The sequence below is a fragment of the Phocaeicola sp. genome (genome assembly GCF_057861905.1).
In genome coordinates this window covers 33240-49274 of record NZ_DBMACV010000020.1, presented here as the reverse complement: position 1 = coordinate 49274, position 16035 = coordinate 33240, and the positions used below count along the sequence as shown (strand labels likewise).

Genomic DNA, 16035 nt, shown 5'->3' with positions numbered 1-16035 from the left:
GTTAATTTGTAATTAATTGTTTGTCAGACTTAAATATACAAAATAATTCGGTGATTACCAACTTTTAAAGATACTTTCTTATCCCGAACTCACGTAAATATTCCTGTTCCCATTCTTTTCTCGCTTTTGTTTCGGCGTGAATCTGCTCCAACTGTTCGAGGGAAACATCCGACGTAGGGCGATGCTTGCCGGTCAGTTTCAACAGGTTGTAGCGTGTTTCGTCCATGCGTTTCTTTCCGGCTTTCCGAAGCTCGCGGTTCTCTTTGTCGCGCCGCATCATGTTATTTATGCATCCTAAGGTTCCCATGGCAACTTACTTTGAGTGATTTGCTTAAAGATAAGTCTTTCTGATTGCTTTTCCAAAAAGGCAAGCACCTATTTTATATAGATTAACGTAGAAAGCAGGCTCAGCGCATTTTCTTGAGAATGTTTTTTCTGGCAACTTTCAGGGCGGGACTTAACGGTGATGCTTCCTCCAGCATCTCAAGTGCAGAACGGAATTCTGCCAGAAGTTCAGGATACAGTTGGCACTGAAGATAGGAAAGTTTCATGCACAAGGCTCTGATTCCTGTCGGACTGCCCGATGAAGTCATCCGGCTCATACAAAAATCCAGGAAGTCGGTACGGAGGTTTTCTTCACGGAACGGCTGCGCTGCAAGCAATGTGAGCAGCAGCCGGCATTTGGTTTCGCTGGGTGTATGCATGGCTTCTTGCATCAGTTCGTTACATTTCGGGTACAGCCATCGTTGATGTGCTGGGGCGAGATGGGTAAACAGCCATGCGGCATTGTCCGAAACTCGTTTATCGGCATCGAACATGAGCTTGTAGAGCTGTTCCGTCAGCGAATGGTTTTCACAGCATTGAATCATGTGACACAGCTCACGGATGTCGTTTTCGTGTATCCTGCCGAGTAATTTACTACGCAAGTCGCAGGAATAATCTGACAGGGCCATTGCTTACATGCATTTTTTTATCGCCTTACGGCAGCGGTTCAGTATTTTCTCTCCGGCCGGACGCTGGCGGGTTCCTCCCAGTTCGATGGCGGACACGACCTTGAATCCGGTCCATTTCAGGATAGCTCGCAATGCCTTGATGGTTCCCCGGCTCTGACTGAAAAGGATATTGAACGGGAAAGAGGTGGTGCAGGTGCTAACCAGAATGGCTTTTTTCCCTTTATGCAGGGGAAGAGGCAGCCCGCGGGAGCTCTCTCCTATCAGGCCGTAGACGATGCGGTCGAATATGATTTTCAACTGCCCGGGCATGTTTCCCCAGTAACACGGTGCTCCTACAACCAGCACATCGCAGCGGTCAATGGCGGAGAGTACCTGCTGGGCTCCGTCTTCGGGCAGTACACACCGGCGAGTCTTGCGGCAGGTCATGCAGCCGGTACAGGGCTTTACCTGCAACTGGGAAACAAATACAGTGGTTATTTCGGCTCCGTTGTGTTCGGCTTCTTCCCGAATGGCCTCCAGCATAGCAGAGATATTACCGTGCCTGCGCGGGCTTCCGTTGATAATCAGTACATTCATAAAGAGTGAGTTTTACTTTTCGGACTACGGGGTATCAGGCATTCATGGCACGCAACGCCTTACACAACTGATCGGGGCAGGAAGTGCTTTTACTTCCGCAGTGAATACCTTCCAGACGGCTGATTACGTCGTCTACCTTCATTCCCTTGACCAGCGAACAGATGCCTTTCAGGTTTCCGTTGCAGCCTCCGGTAAAATGTACGTCATTAATGATGCCGTTTTCTACTTCTACCTCGATATTGCTGCTGCATGTGCCTTGTGTTCTGTAATTAATCTTCATAAAGTTAAATAAAGCGTTATAAAAAGACATTCCGGACAAAGCCGGGCATTTGTATCCTCACAGCTTATCACTGTCAGGCTGCCGCTTTATCCGGAATGAATGATGAATATATATTATTCTTCGCCCTCTTCAGGTTTCATGTTTGTATACACGGTCTGAACATCATCGAACTCTTCCAGACGTTCTATCATCTTGTCGATAGTTTCACGCTGCTCAGGAGTTACGTCTTTCAGGTCGTTAGGAATATAAGTAAAGTCACCACCTACATCTTCAAAACCGCACTCTTCCAGGTGTTTCTGAATAGCTGCATAGCTCTTCGGATCACCATAAATTGTGATAGTTCCTTCTTCCGGATCTTCGTCGTATTCGTCTTCAACGTTGTAGTCAATCAAATCGAGAATCAGTTCTTCCATGTCTACTCCATCTTTCTTCTTGAAAGTAAACACACACTTGTGGTCGAACAGGAACGCCAGTGAACCTGTTGTACCCAGGTTGCCGCCAAATTTGTTGAATACAGAACGTACATCGGCAACGGTACGTGTAGTATTGTCAGTCAAAGTATCAACAAATACGGCAACTCCGTGAGGACCGTATCCTTCGTATGTCATTCCCTTGTATTCGCTCTGGTCTTTACCCATTGCGTTCTTGATAGCGCGCTCGATGTTGTCCTTCGGCATGTTTTCACGTTTACAAGTTGCGATAACCGAACGAAGTGTAGGGTTGTTTTCCGGTTCCGGACCGCCTGCCTTTACAGCAATCGCAATTTGTTTACCCAGTCTTGTAAATGTTTTAGCCATGTGGCCCCATCTTTTCAGCTTAGTAGCTTTTCTATATTCAAACGCTCTTCCCATTGGATTTTATGTTTTAATATGTTTTTTATATATGTTATAATGTTCTTTTATCTCAGTTTTGCATCCAGCTTGTTCTGCAAGTTGGTAATAAGTTTCTGCATTACCTTGTCAATCTGCTTGTCGTTCAAGGTAGCATTTTCGTCCTGAAGCATGAAACTTACGGCGTAGCTCTTCTTGCCTGCTTCCAGATTCTTGCCTTCGTATACGTCAAACAGCTCTACGTTCTTCAAAAGTTTCTTTTCGGTTTCGTAAGCTATCTTCTCGATTTCGGCAAACTGTACTTTCTTGTCTATCAAAAGTGCAAGGTCACGTTTTACAGCCGGGAACTTGGAAATTTCTTTGTAGTAGACAGTGTTGTTCTTGATTGCCTTCATCAGTTCTTTCCAGTTCAGGTCGGCATAGTAAACTTCATTGTCGATATCGAAGGCTTTCTGTATCTTCTTGTGGATGATACCGAAGGTAGCCAGCAGTTTTCCGCCACGGGTATGTACCGAAATGGCTACAGAATAGATATCGTCGGTCAAGTTTCCGAATACCAGTCCGCCAAAGTTCACTCCCAGACGGCGGAAGATATTCAATACGTATGCTTTCAACTCGTATACCGAGCTGTTTTCATCGGGATGTGCCCAAGAATTGCTTACGCGTTTTCCTGTCAGCCACAAGCCCAGATGCAGTTCTTCTGAATAGGCAGCAAGAACTTTCTCCGGATTCTTCTTCTCGGCATTGAAGTGATAGCAGTTACCGAATTCAAAGAACTTCAGGTCGGCATTCTTACGGTTGGCATTGTGCTGGATACTTTCCAGACCACCGAACAGCAAAGTTGCACGCATCACGTTCAAATCGTTGCTCAACGGATTCATCAGGCGGACAAGATTTTCCGGCTTGTAGGTTTCCAGTCCGTCATAATAGGCAGCGGCTGTCAGCGAATTGTTCAGTATCTCATTGAAACCACAGCCAACGAGCTGTTCGGAAATGAGGTTCTGAAGTTTAACCGACTTGTCAACGTCGCCTTTTACACTCAGACTCGACTTGACAGAAGTAGGTATTTCTACATTATTGTATCCGTAAATACGGAGAATGTCTTCTACTACGTCGCACGGACGCTGTACGTCTACACGATATGCTGGAACCAGCAGTGACAGACCTTCGGCAGTTTCGCCGGTAATCTTCATTTCGAGGCTGGTTACAATGCTCTTGATAGTTTCTACCGGAATAACCTTTCCAATCAAAGCGTTAACATAGTTGTAAGAAAGTTCTACCGGGAAATCGGCAATCGGCGACGGATAGTTATCTTTTATCTCAGAAGCGATTTCGCCACCGGCAAGTTCTTTTACCAGCAAGGCAGCTTCTTTCAGAGCATAGATGGTATTGTTCGGGTCGATACCACGTTCGAAGCGGAAAGAAGAGTCGGTGCTCAGTCCGTGACGGCGGGCAGTTTTACGTACCCATGTCGGGTGGAAATAAGCACTTTCCAGGAATACATCTTTTGTTGCTTCGGTGGTTCCAGAATCGAGTCCGCCAAATACACCTGCAATACACATCGGTTCTTCCGTATTGCAAATCATCAGGTCACGGTCGGACAGCTTGCGTTCTACCTCATCCAGTGTAACGAACTTGGTGCCTTCCGGACAAGTCTTTACAACAATCTTACCGCCTTTAATCTTGTCGGCATCGAAGCAGTGCATCGGCTGACCGTATGCGTGAAGGATGTAATTGGTAATATCGACTATATTGTTGATAGGACGCACACCGATAAGACGCAGTTTGTTCTGCAACCATTCGGGGCTTTCCTTTACCGTTACGTTCTTGATGGCAACGCCTGCGTAGCGTGGACATGCTTCTGTGTTCTCAACAACGATATCGATGTCCATATCGTGATTGTCTACTTTGAAGGCATCAACCGAAGGACGCTTCAAGGTTGCCTGACGGCCGTTCTGAATGAGCCATGCATACAAGTCGCGTGCTACGCCATAGTGTGAGCAGGCGTCCGAACGGTTTGGAGTAATATCTACCTCCAGCACGTAATCGCTCTTGATATTATAATAATCTTTGGCAAGGGTTCCCGGCACAACATCGGCAGGAAGCACGATGATACCTTCGTGGCTTGTACCGATACCGATTTCATCTTCAGCACAAATCATACCGTTCGACTCAACGCCACGCAGTTTCGACTTCTTGATGGTGAAACATTCGTCGCCGTCGTACAGCTTGGTGCCGAGCGTTGCCACTACCACTTTCTGTCCGGCAGCTACATTAGCAGCTCCACAAACAATCTGAACAGGCTCGCCCTGTCCTAAGTTTACGGTAGTGATATGCATGTGATCTGAATTTGGATGCGGTTCGCAAGTCAACACTTCGCCGATAACAAGCCCTTCCAGTCCTCCTTTTATAGATTGAACTTCTTCTACCTCGCCTGTTTCCAGACCTATGGAGGTAAGTGCGGCTGCCACTTCATCGGGTGTCAAATCGAAGTTGACGTATTCTTTCAGCCAATTATACGAGATATTCATATATGTATAGTTTTATGTATTTCTTAATTGTCGTGCAAATGTAATATAAATATTTGGGATAGGATATGAGTGCAAGGAGTTTTTTACGTTCACTCAAAGACAGATACCCCACTCCTTCACCCTCTTTCCGGTCTTTCTGTCATGCGGAAGTGCACATCAGAACGGCACATCCGGAACCGGACCTCCAAACGGATTTTCGGGTTGCGGAGCCATCTCCACGGGAGGAGGAACGAACGACTGTCCTCCGCCGCCGTTGTTTATTTTTGACCGGAGAACCGGGGCTGCATTTTCCTCGCCGGGCATCGGTACAATCATTTCGTCGTCCGGATTCTGGAAGCGGGCAAACTCGGCACGGAAACGCAGGAGCACGTCGCCTACCGCACCGTTACGATGCTTGGCGATGATGATTTCTGCCATGCCGTGCAGGTCGTTTCCTTTTTCGTCGGTATAGATTTTATAATATTCCGGACGGTGAATGAAGCATACCATATCGGCATCCTGCTCGATGGCTCCCGATTCACGCAAGTCGCTCAACTGCGGGCGCTTTCCGTCGATACCTTCACGGCTTTCCACACCACGGTTCAACTGACTCAGGGCGATGATCGGAATGTTCAGCTCCTTGGCAAGTCCTTTTAGCGAACGCGAGATAGTACTTACTTCTTCCTGACGGCTTCCGAACGACATACCACTGGCATTCATCAGCTGAAGGTAGTCGATGATGATAATCTTTACGTCGTGTTCGCGTACCAGTCGGCGTGCTTTGGTTCGCAACTCGAAGACGGACAGTGAAGGTGTATCGTCGACATAGAGCGGAGCATCGTACAGTTCCTTGATCTTGTAGTCGAGCTGTCCCCATTCATAAGGAGCAAGCTGACCGCTCTTGATTTTCTCACCGGGGATTTCGCAGACATTTACAATCAGACGGTTCACCAACTGCACGTTACTCATTTCCAAAGAGAACAAAGCGACGGGAACTTTATTGTTTACCGCCATGTTCTTTGCCATGGAGAGCACGAAAGCCGTCTTACCCATCGCCGGACGGGCTGCTATAATAATAAGGTCGGAATTCTGCCAGCCGGAAGTCATTTTGTCAAGCTGGTGGAAACCGCTCGACAAACCGCTCAGACCGTCGGTACGAGCCGCTGCTTTCTGAAGCATTTCATACGCTTCCTGAATGACAGGATTAATCTGCGTATAGTCTTTCTTCATGTTCTGCTGCGAAATTTCGAAGAGTTTTCCTTCGGCTTCCTGCATCAGATCGTCCACGTCCTGCGTTTCGTCGAATGCCTTTGTCTGGATATTGCTGGTGAAAGAGATAAGCTCGCGCGCCAGAAATTTCTGGGCGATGATGCGGGCATGGTATTCGATATGGGCAGAAGACGCTACCTTTCCACTAAGTTGGGTGATATAAAAAGGTCCTCCCACCTCATCCAGATCACCACGTGAGCGCAACTGTTCTGTCACCGTCAGGATATCAATCGGTTTCTGTTGTATCGCCAGGTCGGTGATGGCTGCATATATCAACTGATTGCGGTGTTCGTAAAAAGATTCGGGACGGAGAATTTCGCTGACAAGCGAATATGCATCCTTTTCAATCATCAATGCTCCCAGTACAGCCTCCTCCAGTTCAGGAGCCTGCGGCTGCAAATGTCCGTATTCATCAACAGGCTTTGCCTTGGTTGCCTTCGGAACACGGGTAGTTCTTCTCGTTTCTGCCATTTCTCTCTTTTAGATTTTAACTCCGCAAAGATAGAAAAAATGATTCTTATTTTCATTATGGCAGGCATACCAAACTTTTTTTATCGCCGACATGCGGTATCGTTTTCCCTGCTGCCGAACTATATTTTTGAAAAAATGCCAACTGATTTTAAAAACTTTGCATTATCTTTGAGGAAATAAAATTTAACGATATGATTACTTTTCCTAATGCTAAAATAAACCTTGGACTGAACGTCGTGGAGAAACGTCCCGACGGATACCATAATCTGGAAACTATTTTTTACCCGATCAGGCTGCAAGATGCGCTGGAAGTAAACCTTCTGGAGGGCTCCGATTTACCTTACAAGTTTCATACTACGGGTACGCTGATAGAAGGAGCGCCCGAAGATAATCTGGTAATCAAGGCGTACAATCTGCTGAAAGCGGAGAATTACGAAATGCTTCCTGTAGATATTCATCTGTTTAAGCATATTCCGACTGGTGCGGGACTGGGAGGTGGCTCGTCGGATGCTGCCTTTATGATTAAACTGCTGAACGAGAAGTTCAAGCTTAGACTGAGCGAAGAAAAGATGGAGGAGTACGCAGCCCGACTGGGAGCCGACTGTGCGTTCTTCATCAAGGACAAACCGGTGTTTGCTTCCGGCATCGGAAATATATTCGAACCGATAGAGCTTTCTCTGAAAGGGTATTATCTGGTTCTTGTGAAGCCGAATATTTCTGTGGCTACACGCGACGCTTATGCAGCGGTCAAGCCTCAGCATCCGGAAGTATCGCTGAAAGAAATAGCAAAACAGCCGGTAGAAACATGGAAAGACTGCATGAAGAATGATTTTGAATGTAGTGTATTCCAAAAGTATCCTGAGATTGCTGCTATCAAAGACAAGCTGTATGATCTGGAAGCTCTCTATGCTTCAATGAGCGGTTCCGGCTCGGCTGTCTATGGTATCTTTAAGGAGGCAATAGAAAATGTTGATGAAAAATTCGGCGAATGTTTCTGCCGTCAGCGTGAACTGGAATAATCTCTGTATGGCAGATTTCATCGACGATAAAATACATTATCTTTCATTTGATTCCGACGGAATAGAGCTTCCGTCGGAATTTACTTATCCTTTTCACTATATTCCTCATCCACTGACTGTCATGGCTGCCCGCGAGGTTCAGGATTATCTGGCATCGCGGACGGACTGGACGGAAGAACTGTCGGAAGGCAAAATGTTCGGAGTACTGATTGTGCAGACCCCTGAGGGAAAAGTCGCTTATCTGGCTGCCTTCTCCGGAAATCTGGCAGGCAGTAATCTGCACAGTTTTTTTGTGCCTCCTATATACGACTTGTTGCAGCCGGATGGTTTCTTCCGCATAGAAGAGGCAAATATCTCGGCCATAAACAAACAGATTAAGGAGCTGGAAAGCAGTCGGCAGTTGACGGAGATGCGAACGGCTCTGGCTGAATGTCGGGCACGGGTAGACCGTACGCTGGCTGATGCCAAACAACAGATGAAGGAGGCAAAAATCGTACGCGAGCAACGGCGTTCGGAAGGTGCCGGCGAGGAAGAGCAGAAAGCCATGATTCGTGAAAGCCAGTTTCAGAAGGCAGAATACAAGCGTCTGGAAAAAAGGCTGAAGGAAGAGATGCAACAACAAGCGGAAGGACTGGAAAATCAGGAGCAGCTTATCCGGCAACTGAAACAGGAGCGCAAGACGCGTTCTGCTGCCTTGCAGCAAAAGTTGTTCGAACAGTTCCGCATGCTGAATGCGAAAGGAGAAGTAAAAGATCTGTGTGAACTGTTTAAAGATACTCCGCAAGGTACTCCTCCTGCCGGAACAGGCGAATGTGCCCTGCCCAAAATGCTGCAATACGCTTACCAGCACCGGCTCAAGCCTCTTGCCATGGGAGAGTTTTGGTGTGGCAAATCGCCGAAAGAAGAAGTAAGGCACGAAGGGCACTTCTACCCTTCCTGCAAGGGCAAGTGCGCTCCTATCCTGAAGCATATGCTGATAGGACTCCAAGTGGCAAAGAATCCGCTGGCAGAGAATGTACACAAAAACATGGAACCCGAAATCGTTTACGAGGATGAGTGGCTGCTCGTAGTGAACAAACCCGCCGGCATGTTGTCTGTTCCCGGCAAGGAAGCGCTGAATTCGGTATATCAGTTTCTGCATGAACATTACCCGGAAGCCACAGGTCCCATGCTCGTCCACCGGCTTGATATGGCTACTTCCGGATTGTTGCTTGCTGCAAAAGACAAAGATACTCATCAAGTACTGCAAGCACTTTTCAGCGGAAGACAAATAAAAAAACGCTATACCGCCATCTTGTCCGGAACGGTCAGTACCGACGAAGGGGTTATCAGTCTGCCGCTTTGCCCAAATCTGCACGATCGGCCGCGTCAGATAGTGAGCTTTGAACATGGCAAACCTGCCATAACTCGCTACAAGGTGCTGGAACGTAAAAACGGGAAAACACTGATTGCCTTTTACCCTCTTACGGGACGGACACATCAGTTGCGTGTACATGCTGCCCACCAGCAGGGGCTGTCGTGTCCAATCGTGGGCGACGAACTGTACGGGAAACGTGCCGACAGGCTGTATCTGCATGCGGCAGAGCTGAGTTTTACACATCCTGTAAGCGGAAAAGATATTACAATCTGCCGTGAAGCCGACTTCTCGCTCGAATAGACGAAAGTACTAAAATTTGTTATTTCCGATAAACCTTTTCGGCTGCGTCGTGTCATAGCATCAGAAAGCGCGCTAAAAATAGTTTTTAGTATAAACCAAAATTACAACAACAATGAAAACAAAACGTTTATTCACAACACTGATGATGGCAACCATGATGAGTTGCGGTATTATATTGGCACAGCCGGGACAGAAGGACAAGAAACTTACACCGGAACTGCGTATCGAAATGCAGGTTAAAAAAGCACAGCAACGTCTTCTTCTGGACGAAGCAACTGCTGCAAAATTCGCACCGTTGTACAAAGAGTATCTGGAAGCAATGCAGCAATGCAAGCCTGCCTGCAAGAAATTGCAAAAAGGTGAGAAAAAAGAACTGACTGATGCCGAGATAGACCAGATGATGCAAGACCGTTTCGCTGCCCGCAAGAAACTTGTTGAAACGCAGGAAACGTATTACAAGAAGTTTAAAAAGGTTTTAAACATCCGTCAGGTAGAAGCTCTGTTCAAGGACAATGGTCCCAAACGTGCTCAGCGCTCGTGCATGAAAAATTCTCAGTGCCCGCAACAGCCTAAGGGAAAAATGGGACAAGCTCCGGCATCTTGCGACAGATGTCCGGCTTCACAGAAATAAATTTCCTTTAATGCAAGACCTATAAATTTGATAAAGAATCAGCCTCCGATGAAGATGGATATATCTCTCACCGGAGGCTGATTCCTTTTTTGCCCTCCTGTCATTCAGGATCGGACGATGCTGCATTTAGATCAGGCAGAGTCCTTACAACTTCGCTCTGCCCAATAGCTTTTTAATAGGCGTGGTCGTCTTCCTTCATTTCTTCCGTCGTTATCGGCTTTCTGTCTATCGCTCTCCAAGCATAAACGATGTATGCCAAAACAAATGGAACAAGAATAGAAACATAAGCCATGGTTGTAAGCGTAAACTTGCTGGAACAACTGTTGGCGAGTGTCAGCGAACTTTGCAAATCGGCCGTAGATGGATAATAGGCAGTATGGTTATATCCCACACACAACAACAATGCCAATACGGTAAGCACTGTTCCAATTCCTGCAAACCAAATGCCTTTTGTATAGGTTGTACTGAGAATACTTTTTATCAGGCCGAACAAGACTCCAACAACTCCCACCAAGAATAAAATCAGCAGAAGAGGCATATCCATCAGGTTATGGAAGTATTTATACGGCTCCATTACAATCGCCTGAGTAGCCGGATCGACGGCAAATCCATGTTTCAGCAGAGTACGGATCACAAAGGCCAGGAAGAATATCAGGAAGGGTACGGCGTCTGAAATCAACTGGCGACGGCAGCGAAGAATCAGTTCCTCATGGCGAATGTTATTGATGAAATACAAATTGCCTAACAAACGCGCCAGGAAAAAGACTGCCAGCCCAAGAATCAGGTTCCACGGATCGGTAAAAGCATCCAGCCCGTGCCAGCCGTTTGCCCACCGACTGATAACCGGCATCATTTCGTTGGCCATGTTTGCCTTCCGGACAATGAAGTTTGAACCGTTGAAAAAGGTCGCAACGGCTGCACCCAGCAATAAAGGTCCTACAATTCCGTTTATCACCAGAAAATACTGATAGGTACGTTTACCCAGAAGATTACCTAATTTCGACTGGAATTCATAAGAAACAGCTTGCAACACGAAGCTGAACAGAATAATCATCCACAACCAGTAAGCACCTCCAAAGCTGGTACTGTAGAATAACGGGAAAGATGCAAAGAAAGCTCCTCCGAAAGTAACCAGTGTAGTAAACGTAAACTCCCATTTGCGTCCGGTAGAATTTACCAGCAATGTACGCTCTTCTTCAGTCCGTCCCAGACGGAACAATAGTGAGTTTCCTCCTTGTACGAACAACAGAAATACTAACAATGCTCCCAGCAAGGACACCAGGAACCACCAATAGTTCTGTAAAAATATATATGTAGTATCCATAATTTCTATGATTTAAGCAATGGTTGATTGATTATTATTGTACTTCCTCCGGTCCCTTCTTGATAGTTTTCAGCATAATGCCGATTTCTGCAATCAACAACACGGTAAACATGATCAGGAATATAAAGAAAGTTGTCTGCACAGAGCCGGTTTCCAGTCTGGAAATGGCAGCATTCACCGGAAGTAAATCCTGAATTGCCCACGGCTGACGCCCAACTTCGGCAACAACCCATCCCGCCTGACTGGCAATATAAGCCAATGGAATGCTCCAGAGAGCTACCCAATGCAGCCAATTGGCTTTCGACAACTGATGTTTCCACGACAAGAATAGAATGACAATAAAGAAAAGAATAAAATACATTCCCAGACCAACCATTACACGGAACGACCAGAAAGACAACCATACGTTCGGCACAATCGAATTAGGATCCTTTATATATCCATATCCGAAATAAGGCATATTTTCATCCAGCACCTGACGCGCACGCTGCATACCTTCTTCATTTTTTTCTTCTTTTGCCTGACGGAAATCGGAAAGAGCCTTAATAGCTACTTTTCCCTTCTCTATTTTTTCGTTAACAGAAAGAGCTTTCGATCCGTCGGGGAGCGTATATCCGCCCAACAGCAGATCGTTTATTCCCGGAACATATCCGGCTGCATCGTGAGTAGCAAGATACGAAAGCATTTCTGGAATCTTGAGGCTGCCCACTACTGTAAGCGGCTCATGAGTTCCTCCGTCATAAAGAGCTTCCATAGCTGCCAGCTTCATCGGTTGATATTTGGCAACCTGATAGGCCGACTTGTCACCGGAGAAAGCCGTAACCAATGCAGCAAACAATCCTACTCCAGCTGCAATTTTGATGCTGGCTACAGCAAATTCCTTTTCACGCTTACGCAACAAATACCATGCACTGACACCGATAACAAATACCGCTCCCAGTATCCAACTGCTAAGTACAGTATGCATGAATTTCATTACAGCCACAGGCGAAAAAGCTACTGAAGCGAAACTGACCATTTCGTTACGTACCGTTTCGGGATTGAATGCCATACCTACCGGATATTGCATCCATGAATTGGCAACCAGAATCCACCAGGCAGAAAAAGTTGCTCCCAGTCCTGTCAGCCAAGTAGAAGCCAAATGAAACTTCTTGCTCACTTTATTCCAGCCAAAGAACATGACAGCAATAAAAGTTGCTTCCATAAAAAAAGCGACAATACCTTCAATAGCCAGCGGAGCTCCAAATATATCTCCTACAAACCACGAGTAATTGCTCCAGTTGGTACCGAATTGAAATTCCAGAATCAGTCCGGTGGCAACTCCCACGGCAAAGTTTATTCCGAACAACTTCATCCAGAACTTAGCCGTCCGCTTCCAAAATTCATTTCCGGAAACATAATAAAGCGTTTCCATTAATCCCATAATAACAGCCAAGCCCAACGTAAGCGGCACAAATAGCCAATGATACATGGCAGTCAAGGCGAACTGGGCTCTCGACCAGTCGACCATCGATGTGTCAATACTTTCTAACATAAGTTTTCGTTTTTATTTAGTTATTGAATCAGTTGAACGATTTATAAGCTCCGAACCTACGTACTCCTGTTTTTCCTCGCTGGTCTTTCCTTTTAAAAAGGAGGGAAAGAAAAACAGTTTCAGAATAAAGAACATGATAAAGAGTTTTATCAGTATAAGTAACCAAAGAGTACGTCCAAGCGTCATGCCCCGGAAGCCGTCCCGATAGAACTCCCAAATATGAATGATATGTTTTTTAATCATAGTTTATTTTTATAATGATTACAAAGAAAAGTCTTTTATCGGTAAAAAGCAAGCCTTTGTCCTGATAAAATCAGCATTAATCTAATTCATTTGAACCTCTATATAACAACATGTATTTTTGTAGCGTCAAAATTAAATAAACAGAATATGAAACAACGAGCACTATGTTTTATCGCAATTCTTTCGGCCGCCTCTCCTTTTTACGCCCAGGAAGAGAAAGAATGGACATTGGAAGATTGCATCAATTATGCACTCGAAAAGAATATTCAGCTGCAACAGAATAAAATATCGTTGCAAGAAAGCGAAATAGACATAAAGAGTGCAAAGGCAAGTCTTTTCCCCAGTCTGTCGTTCAGCACCGGACACAATGTAGTGAACCGACCCTATCAGGAGCAGAGTGCAACGGTAAGTGGTACGGAAATCATTACCAGTGACAATAAGACAACCTACAATGGAAACTATAGCCTCAACGCTCAGTGGACACTCTGGAACGGAGGCAAACGACTTAACAACATCAAACAGCAGAAAACAAACCGGGATATTGCAGGACTTGCCGTGAACGAAACGGAAAATAACCTGCAGGAAGAAATCACCAAGCTGTTTATCCAGATTCTGTATGCTGACGAATCAATCAGCATCAACAAGAATACACTGGAGGTAAGCGAAGCAACGTTTCACCGGGCAGAAGAGCTGTTTAAGGAAGGAAGTATTTCGAAAGCCGACCTTGCCCAACTGGAAGCACAAGTCAGCAACGACAGATATCAGGTGGTAACCGCCGAAAGTTCCTTACGTTCCTACAAGTTACAGCTAAAGCAACTGCTGGAACTGGACGGCACTGCCGAAATGAAACTTTCACTCCCTATGCTGGACGACGAACATGTGATGCAAGTATTGCCCAGTCAGGCAGACATTTACCAGACAGCCCTGACAACCCGTCCTGAAATTCAGAGCAGCAAGTTGAGTATTGAAAATGCCAAACTGGCTATATCCACAGCCAAGGCCGGTTATTATCCTACTATCAGTTTGTCGGCTTCCAGCTCAAGTACAACAAATACAGCCAGCACAAACAACTGGGCACAACAAATGAAATATGGTTGGAACAACATGGTAGGAATCAGCTTGAGCATTCCAATATTCGATAACCGTCAGAACAAAAGTAACGTGCAGAAGGCACGACTGCAATACAGCGACAGCCAGTATGAACTGATTAACAAGCAGAAAGAGCTATACAGTACCATCGAAACCTTATGGCTGGATGCGCTGAATGCACAGCAACAATATGCGGCTGCCGAAAGCAAGCTGGAAAGCAGTCAGACAAGCTTCGATATGGTAAGCGAGCAATTCAACCTGGGTATGAAAAATACCGTAGAACTTCTTACCGAAAAGAACAACCTGCTCAGCGCACAGCAGCAGCGCGTTCAAGCCAAATACATGGCAATCTTAAACCGTACACTGCTTAATTTCTATGCAGGCAATAAAATTGAACTATAAAAACTTGAAATATGAAGAGTAAGAAAACAATCATCATCGCAGCGGCTGTCATTATTGTAGTGGCCGGAGGATGCTGGATATTCGGTGGAACAAAAGCTAAAAACAAAGTAGACTTTGCAACCGAACAGGTACAGAAAGGAAATGTAAGCAACTCGATTACCGCAACAGGAACCATAGAGCCGGTAACAGAGGTAGAAGTCGGTACCCAGGTTTCAGGTATCATCGATAAGATATATGTAGACTATAACTCCGTAGTAAAGGAAGGTGAAGTCATTGCCGAGATGGATAAAGTAACTCTTTCGAGTGATCTCCAGTCAGCGCAAGCTACATACGACGGCGCCAAAGCCGAATATGAATATCAGAAAAAATTATACGACCGCAACGAGAAATTACACAAGAAACAACTTATCAGCGACACAGACTACGAAGAATCATTATACAATTACCAGCGTGCACGCAGTACATACGAACAAAGCAAAGCCGCACTTGCCAAAGCAGAACGCAACCTTTCTTATGCTACCATTACTTCACCGATTGACGGTATCGTAACCAGCAAGGATGTAGAAGAAGGACAGACCGTAGCTTCTGGCTTCGAAACTCCGACATTGTTCACCATCGCTGCCGATCTGACCAAGATGCAGGTGGTAGCCGATGTTGATGAAGCCGACATCGCCGGTGTTACAGAGGGAGCACGTGTTACCTTTACCGTCGACGCTTATCCGGATGATGTGTTCGAAGGAGAAGTACGTCAGGTACGTCTGGGTAGTACAAACAGCAGTTCAAGTAGCAGCAGCACATCGACAACAAGCGAAACTGTCGTAACATACGAAGTCGTCATTACAGCCGACAATCCTGAACTGAAGCTGAAACCGCGTCTTACTGCCAATGTAACCATCTACACACTGACTCGCGACAATGTATTGGTTGTTCCGTCTAAGGCACTGCGCTTCTCTCCGAATAAAGAAATAGCAGGCGGACGAAGCATCAAAAACTGTCAGGGAGAACATAAAGTATGGACACTGGAAAATAATACATTCGTAGCACATCCGGTAAAAACAGGCATCAGCGACGGTACACACACAGAAATTCTGGAAGGTATCAGTGAAGGAACAAATATCGTTACCGAAGCCGTTGTAGCCAGCAGCATGCCGGAAATGACTTCGAGTGAAGGAGAAGGCGAACGCAGCCCGTTCATGCCTGGACCTCGAGGTAATAACAAAAACAAAAATAAAGAGAATAACTAAAAA

General features: G+C 45.9%; 15 protein-coding genes. 5 read left to right on the top strand and 10 right to left on the bottom strand.

The genetic code is table 11. The features are described from left to right. Positions 1-64: 64 nt before the first annotated feature. From ACZM60_RS05965 to dnaB, 7 genes are all read right to left on the bottom strand, one after another. Complete coding sequence (locus ACZM60_RS05965; protein ID WP_489521035.1) at positions 65-307, bottom strand: hypothetical protein; 243 nt, start codon at positions 305-307, stop codon at positions 65-67. Between the two features lie 100 nt (positions 308-407). Continuing rightward, complete coding sequence (locus ACZM60_RS05960) at positions 408-953, bottom strand: hypothetical protein (protein ID WP_489521034.1); 546 nt, start codon at positions 951-953, stop codon at positions 408-410. A gap of 3 nt (positions 954-956) precedes the next feature. Continuing rightward, complete coding sequence (locus ACZM60_RS05955) at positions 957-1529, bottom strand: flavodoxin family protein (protein ID WP_489521033.1); 573 nt, start codon at positions 1527-1529, stop codon at positions 957-959. A 34-nt stretch (positions 1530-1563) separates the two neighbouring features. Then, positions 1564-1809: a TIGR03905 family TSCPD domain-containing protein gene (locus tag ACZM60_RS05950; protein WP_021970712.1), complete on the bottom strand. Its 246-nt coding sequence runs from the start codon at positions 1807-1809 to the stop codon at positions 1564-1566. 113 nt (positions 1810-1922) lie between these two features. Further along, positions 1923-2660: a YebC/PmpR family DNA-binding transcriptional regulator gene (locus tag ACZM60_RS05945; protein WP_021970711.1), complete on the bottom strand. Its 738-nt coding sequence runs from the start codon at positions 2658-2660 to the stop codon at positions 1923-1925. A gap of 47 nt (positions 2661-2707) precedes the next feature. Then, a complete protein-coding gene (pheT, locus tag ACZM60_RS05940; protein WP_021970710.1) occupies positions 2708-5170 on the bottom strand; it encodes a phenylalanine--tRNA ligase subunit beta in 2463 nt (820 codons plus the stop codon). Between the two features lie 156 nt (positions 5171-5326). Beyond that, on the bottom strand, positions 5327-6889 hold the full coding sequence (gene dnaB / locus ACZM60_RS05935; RefSeq protein ID WP_021970709.1) for a replicative DNA helicase: 1563 nt from the start codon (positions 6887-6889) through the stop codon (positions 5327-5329). A gap of 191 nt (positions 6890-7080) precedes the next feature. Between dnaB and ispE the strand changes: the two genes are divergently transcribed. The 3 genes from ispE (at position 7081) to ACZM60_RS05920 (ending at position 10196) form a co-directional block, all read left to right on the top strand. Beyond that, on the top strand, positions 7081-7908 hold the full coding sequence (ispE, locus tag ACZM60_RS05930) for a 4-(cytidine 5'-diphospho)-2-C-methyl-D-erythritol kinase (protein WP_489521032.1): 828 nt from the start codon (positions 7081-7083) through the stop codon (positions 7906-7908). Positions 7909-7915: 7 nt separating this feature from the next. Further along, complete coding sequence (locus tag ACZM60_RS05925; protein ID WP_489521038.1) at positions 7916-9565, top strand: RluA family pseudouridine synthase; 1650 nt, start codon at positions 7916-7918, stop codon at positions 9563-9565. Positions 9566-9677: 112 nt separating this feature from the next. Beyond that, positions 9678-10196, top strand: coding sequence for a hypothetical protein (locus ACZM60_RS05920; RefSeq protein WP_489521031.1), 519 nt, complete (start codon positions 9678-9680; stop codon positions 10194-10196). A 172-nt stretch (positions 10197-10368) separates the two neighbouring features. Here the strand turns inward: ACZM60_RS05920 and ACZM60_RS05915 are convergent, their stop codons facing one another. Genes ACZM60_RS05915 through ACZM60_RS05905 form a run of 3 tightly spaced genes read right to left on the bottom strand, consistent with a single transcriptional unit; the run spans position 10369 to position 13297 of the window. After that, positions 10369-11520 carry a cytochrome d ubiquinol oxidase subunit II gene (locus ACZM60_RS05915; RefSeq protein WP_489521030.1) on the bottom strand — a complete coding sequence of 384 codons (1152 nt, stop codon included), beginning with the start codon at positions 11518-11520 and terminating at the stop codon, positions 10369-10371. 34 nt (positions 11521-11554) lie between these two features. After that, a complete protein-coding gene (locus tag ACZM60_RS05910) occupies positions 11555-13054 on the bottom strand; it encodes a cytochrome ubiquinol oxidase subunit I (RefSeq protein WP_489521029.1) in 1500 nt (499 codons plus the stop codon). 12 nt (positions 13055-13066) lie between these two features. Then, positions 13067-13297, bottom strand: a complete 231-nt coding sequence (locus ACZM60_RS05905; protein WP_021970703.1) for a DUF4492 domain-containing protein — start codon at positions 13295-13297, stop codon at positions 13067-13069. 147 nt (positions 13298-13444) lie between these two features. On the opposite strand from ACZM60_RS05905, the gene ACZM60_RS05900 reads away from it, so the two are divergent. Together ACZM60_RS05900 and ACZM60_RS05895 are read left to right on the top strand one after the other, a co-directional pair. Continuing rightward, positions 13445-14788: a TolC family protein gene (locus ACZM60_RS05900; protein WP_489521028.1), complete on the top strand. Its 1344-nt coding sequence runs from the start codon at positions 13445-13447 to the stop codon at positions 14786-14788. A gap of 11 nt (positions 14789-14799) precedes the next feature. After that, positions 14800-16032 (top strand): efflux RND transporter periplasmic adaptor subunit, encoded by a 1233-nt coding sequence (locus ACZM60_RS05895; protein ID WP_489521027.1) that lies wholly within the window; start codon positions 14800-14802, stop codon positions 16030-16032. Positions 16033-16035: the final 3 nt, after the last annotated feature.

Bases quoted from the DNA above. Each gene is read 5' to 3' on its own strand.
- dnaB (WP_021970709.1), bottom strand. From the start codon at position 6,889: ATGGCAGAAACGAGAAGAACTACCCGTGTTCCGAAGGCAACCAAGGCA.
- ACZM60_RS05900 (WP_489521028.1), top strand. From the start codon at position 13,445: ATGAAACAACGAGCACTATGTTTTATCGCAATTCTTTCGGCCGCCTCT.
- ACZM60_RS05945 (WP_021970711.1), bottom strand. From the start codon at position 2,660: ATGGGAAGAGCGTTTGAATATAGAAAAGCTACTAAGCTGAAAAGATGG.
- pheT (WP_021970710.1), bottom strand. From the start codon at position 5,170: ATGAATATCTCGTATAATTGGCTGAAAGAATACGTCAACTTCGATTTG.
- ispE (WP_489521032.1), top strand. From the start codon at position 7,081: ATGATTACTTTTCCTAATGCTAAAATAAACCTTGGACTGAACGTCGTG.
- ACZM60_RS05965 (WP_489521035.1), bottom strand. From the start codon at position 307: ATGGGAACCTTAGGATGCATAAATAACATGATGCGGCGCGACAAAGAG.
- ACZM60_RS05920 (WP_489521031.1), top strand. From the start codon at position 9,678: ATGAAAACAAAACGTTTATTCACAACACTGATGATGGCAACCATGATG.
- ACZM60_RS05925 (WP_489521038.1), top strand. From the start codon at position 7,916: ATGGCAGATTTCATCGACGATAAAATACATTATCTTTCATTTGATTCC.
- ACZM60_RS05915 (WP_489521030.1), bottom strand. From the start codon at position 11,520: ATGGATACTACATATATATTTTTACAGAACTATTGGTGGTTCCTGGTG.
- ACZM60_RS05955 (WP_489521033.1), bottom strand. From the start codon at position 1,529: ATGAATGTACTGATTATCAACGGAAGCCCGCGCAGGCACGGTAATATC.
- ACZM60_RS05960 (WP_489521034.1), bottom strand. From the start codon at position 953: ATGGCCCTGTCAGATTATTCCTGCGACTTGCGTAGTAAATTACTCGGC.
- ACZM60_RS05950 (WP_021970712.1), bottom strand. From the start codon at position 1,809: ATGAAGATTAATTACAGAACACAAGGCACATGCAGCAGCAATATCGAG.
- ACZM60_RS05895 (WP_489521027.1), top strand. From the start codon at position 14,800: ATGAAGAGTAAGAAAACAATCATCATCGCAGCGGCTGTCATTATTGTA.
- ACZM60_RS05910 (WP_489521029.1), bottom strand. From the start codon at position 13,054: ATGTTAGAAAGTATTGACACATCGATGGTCGACTGGTCGAGAGCCCAG.
- ACZM60_RS05905 (WP_021970703.1), bottom strand. From the start codon at position 13,297: ATGATTAAAAAACATATCATTCATATTTGGGAGTTCTATCGGGACGGC.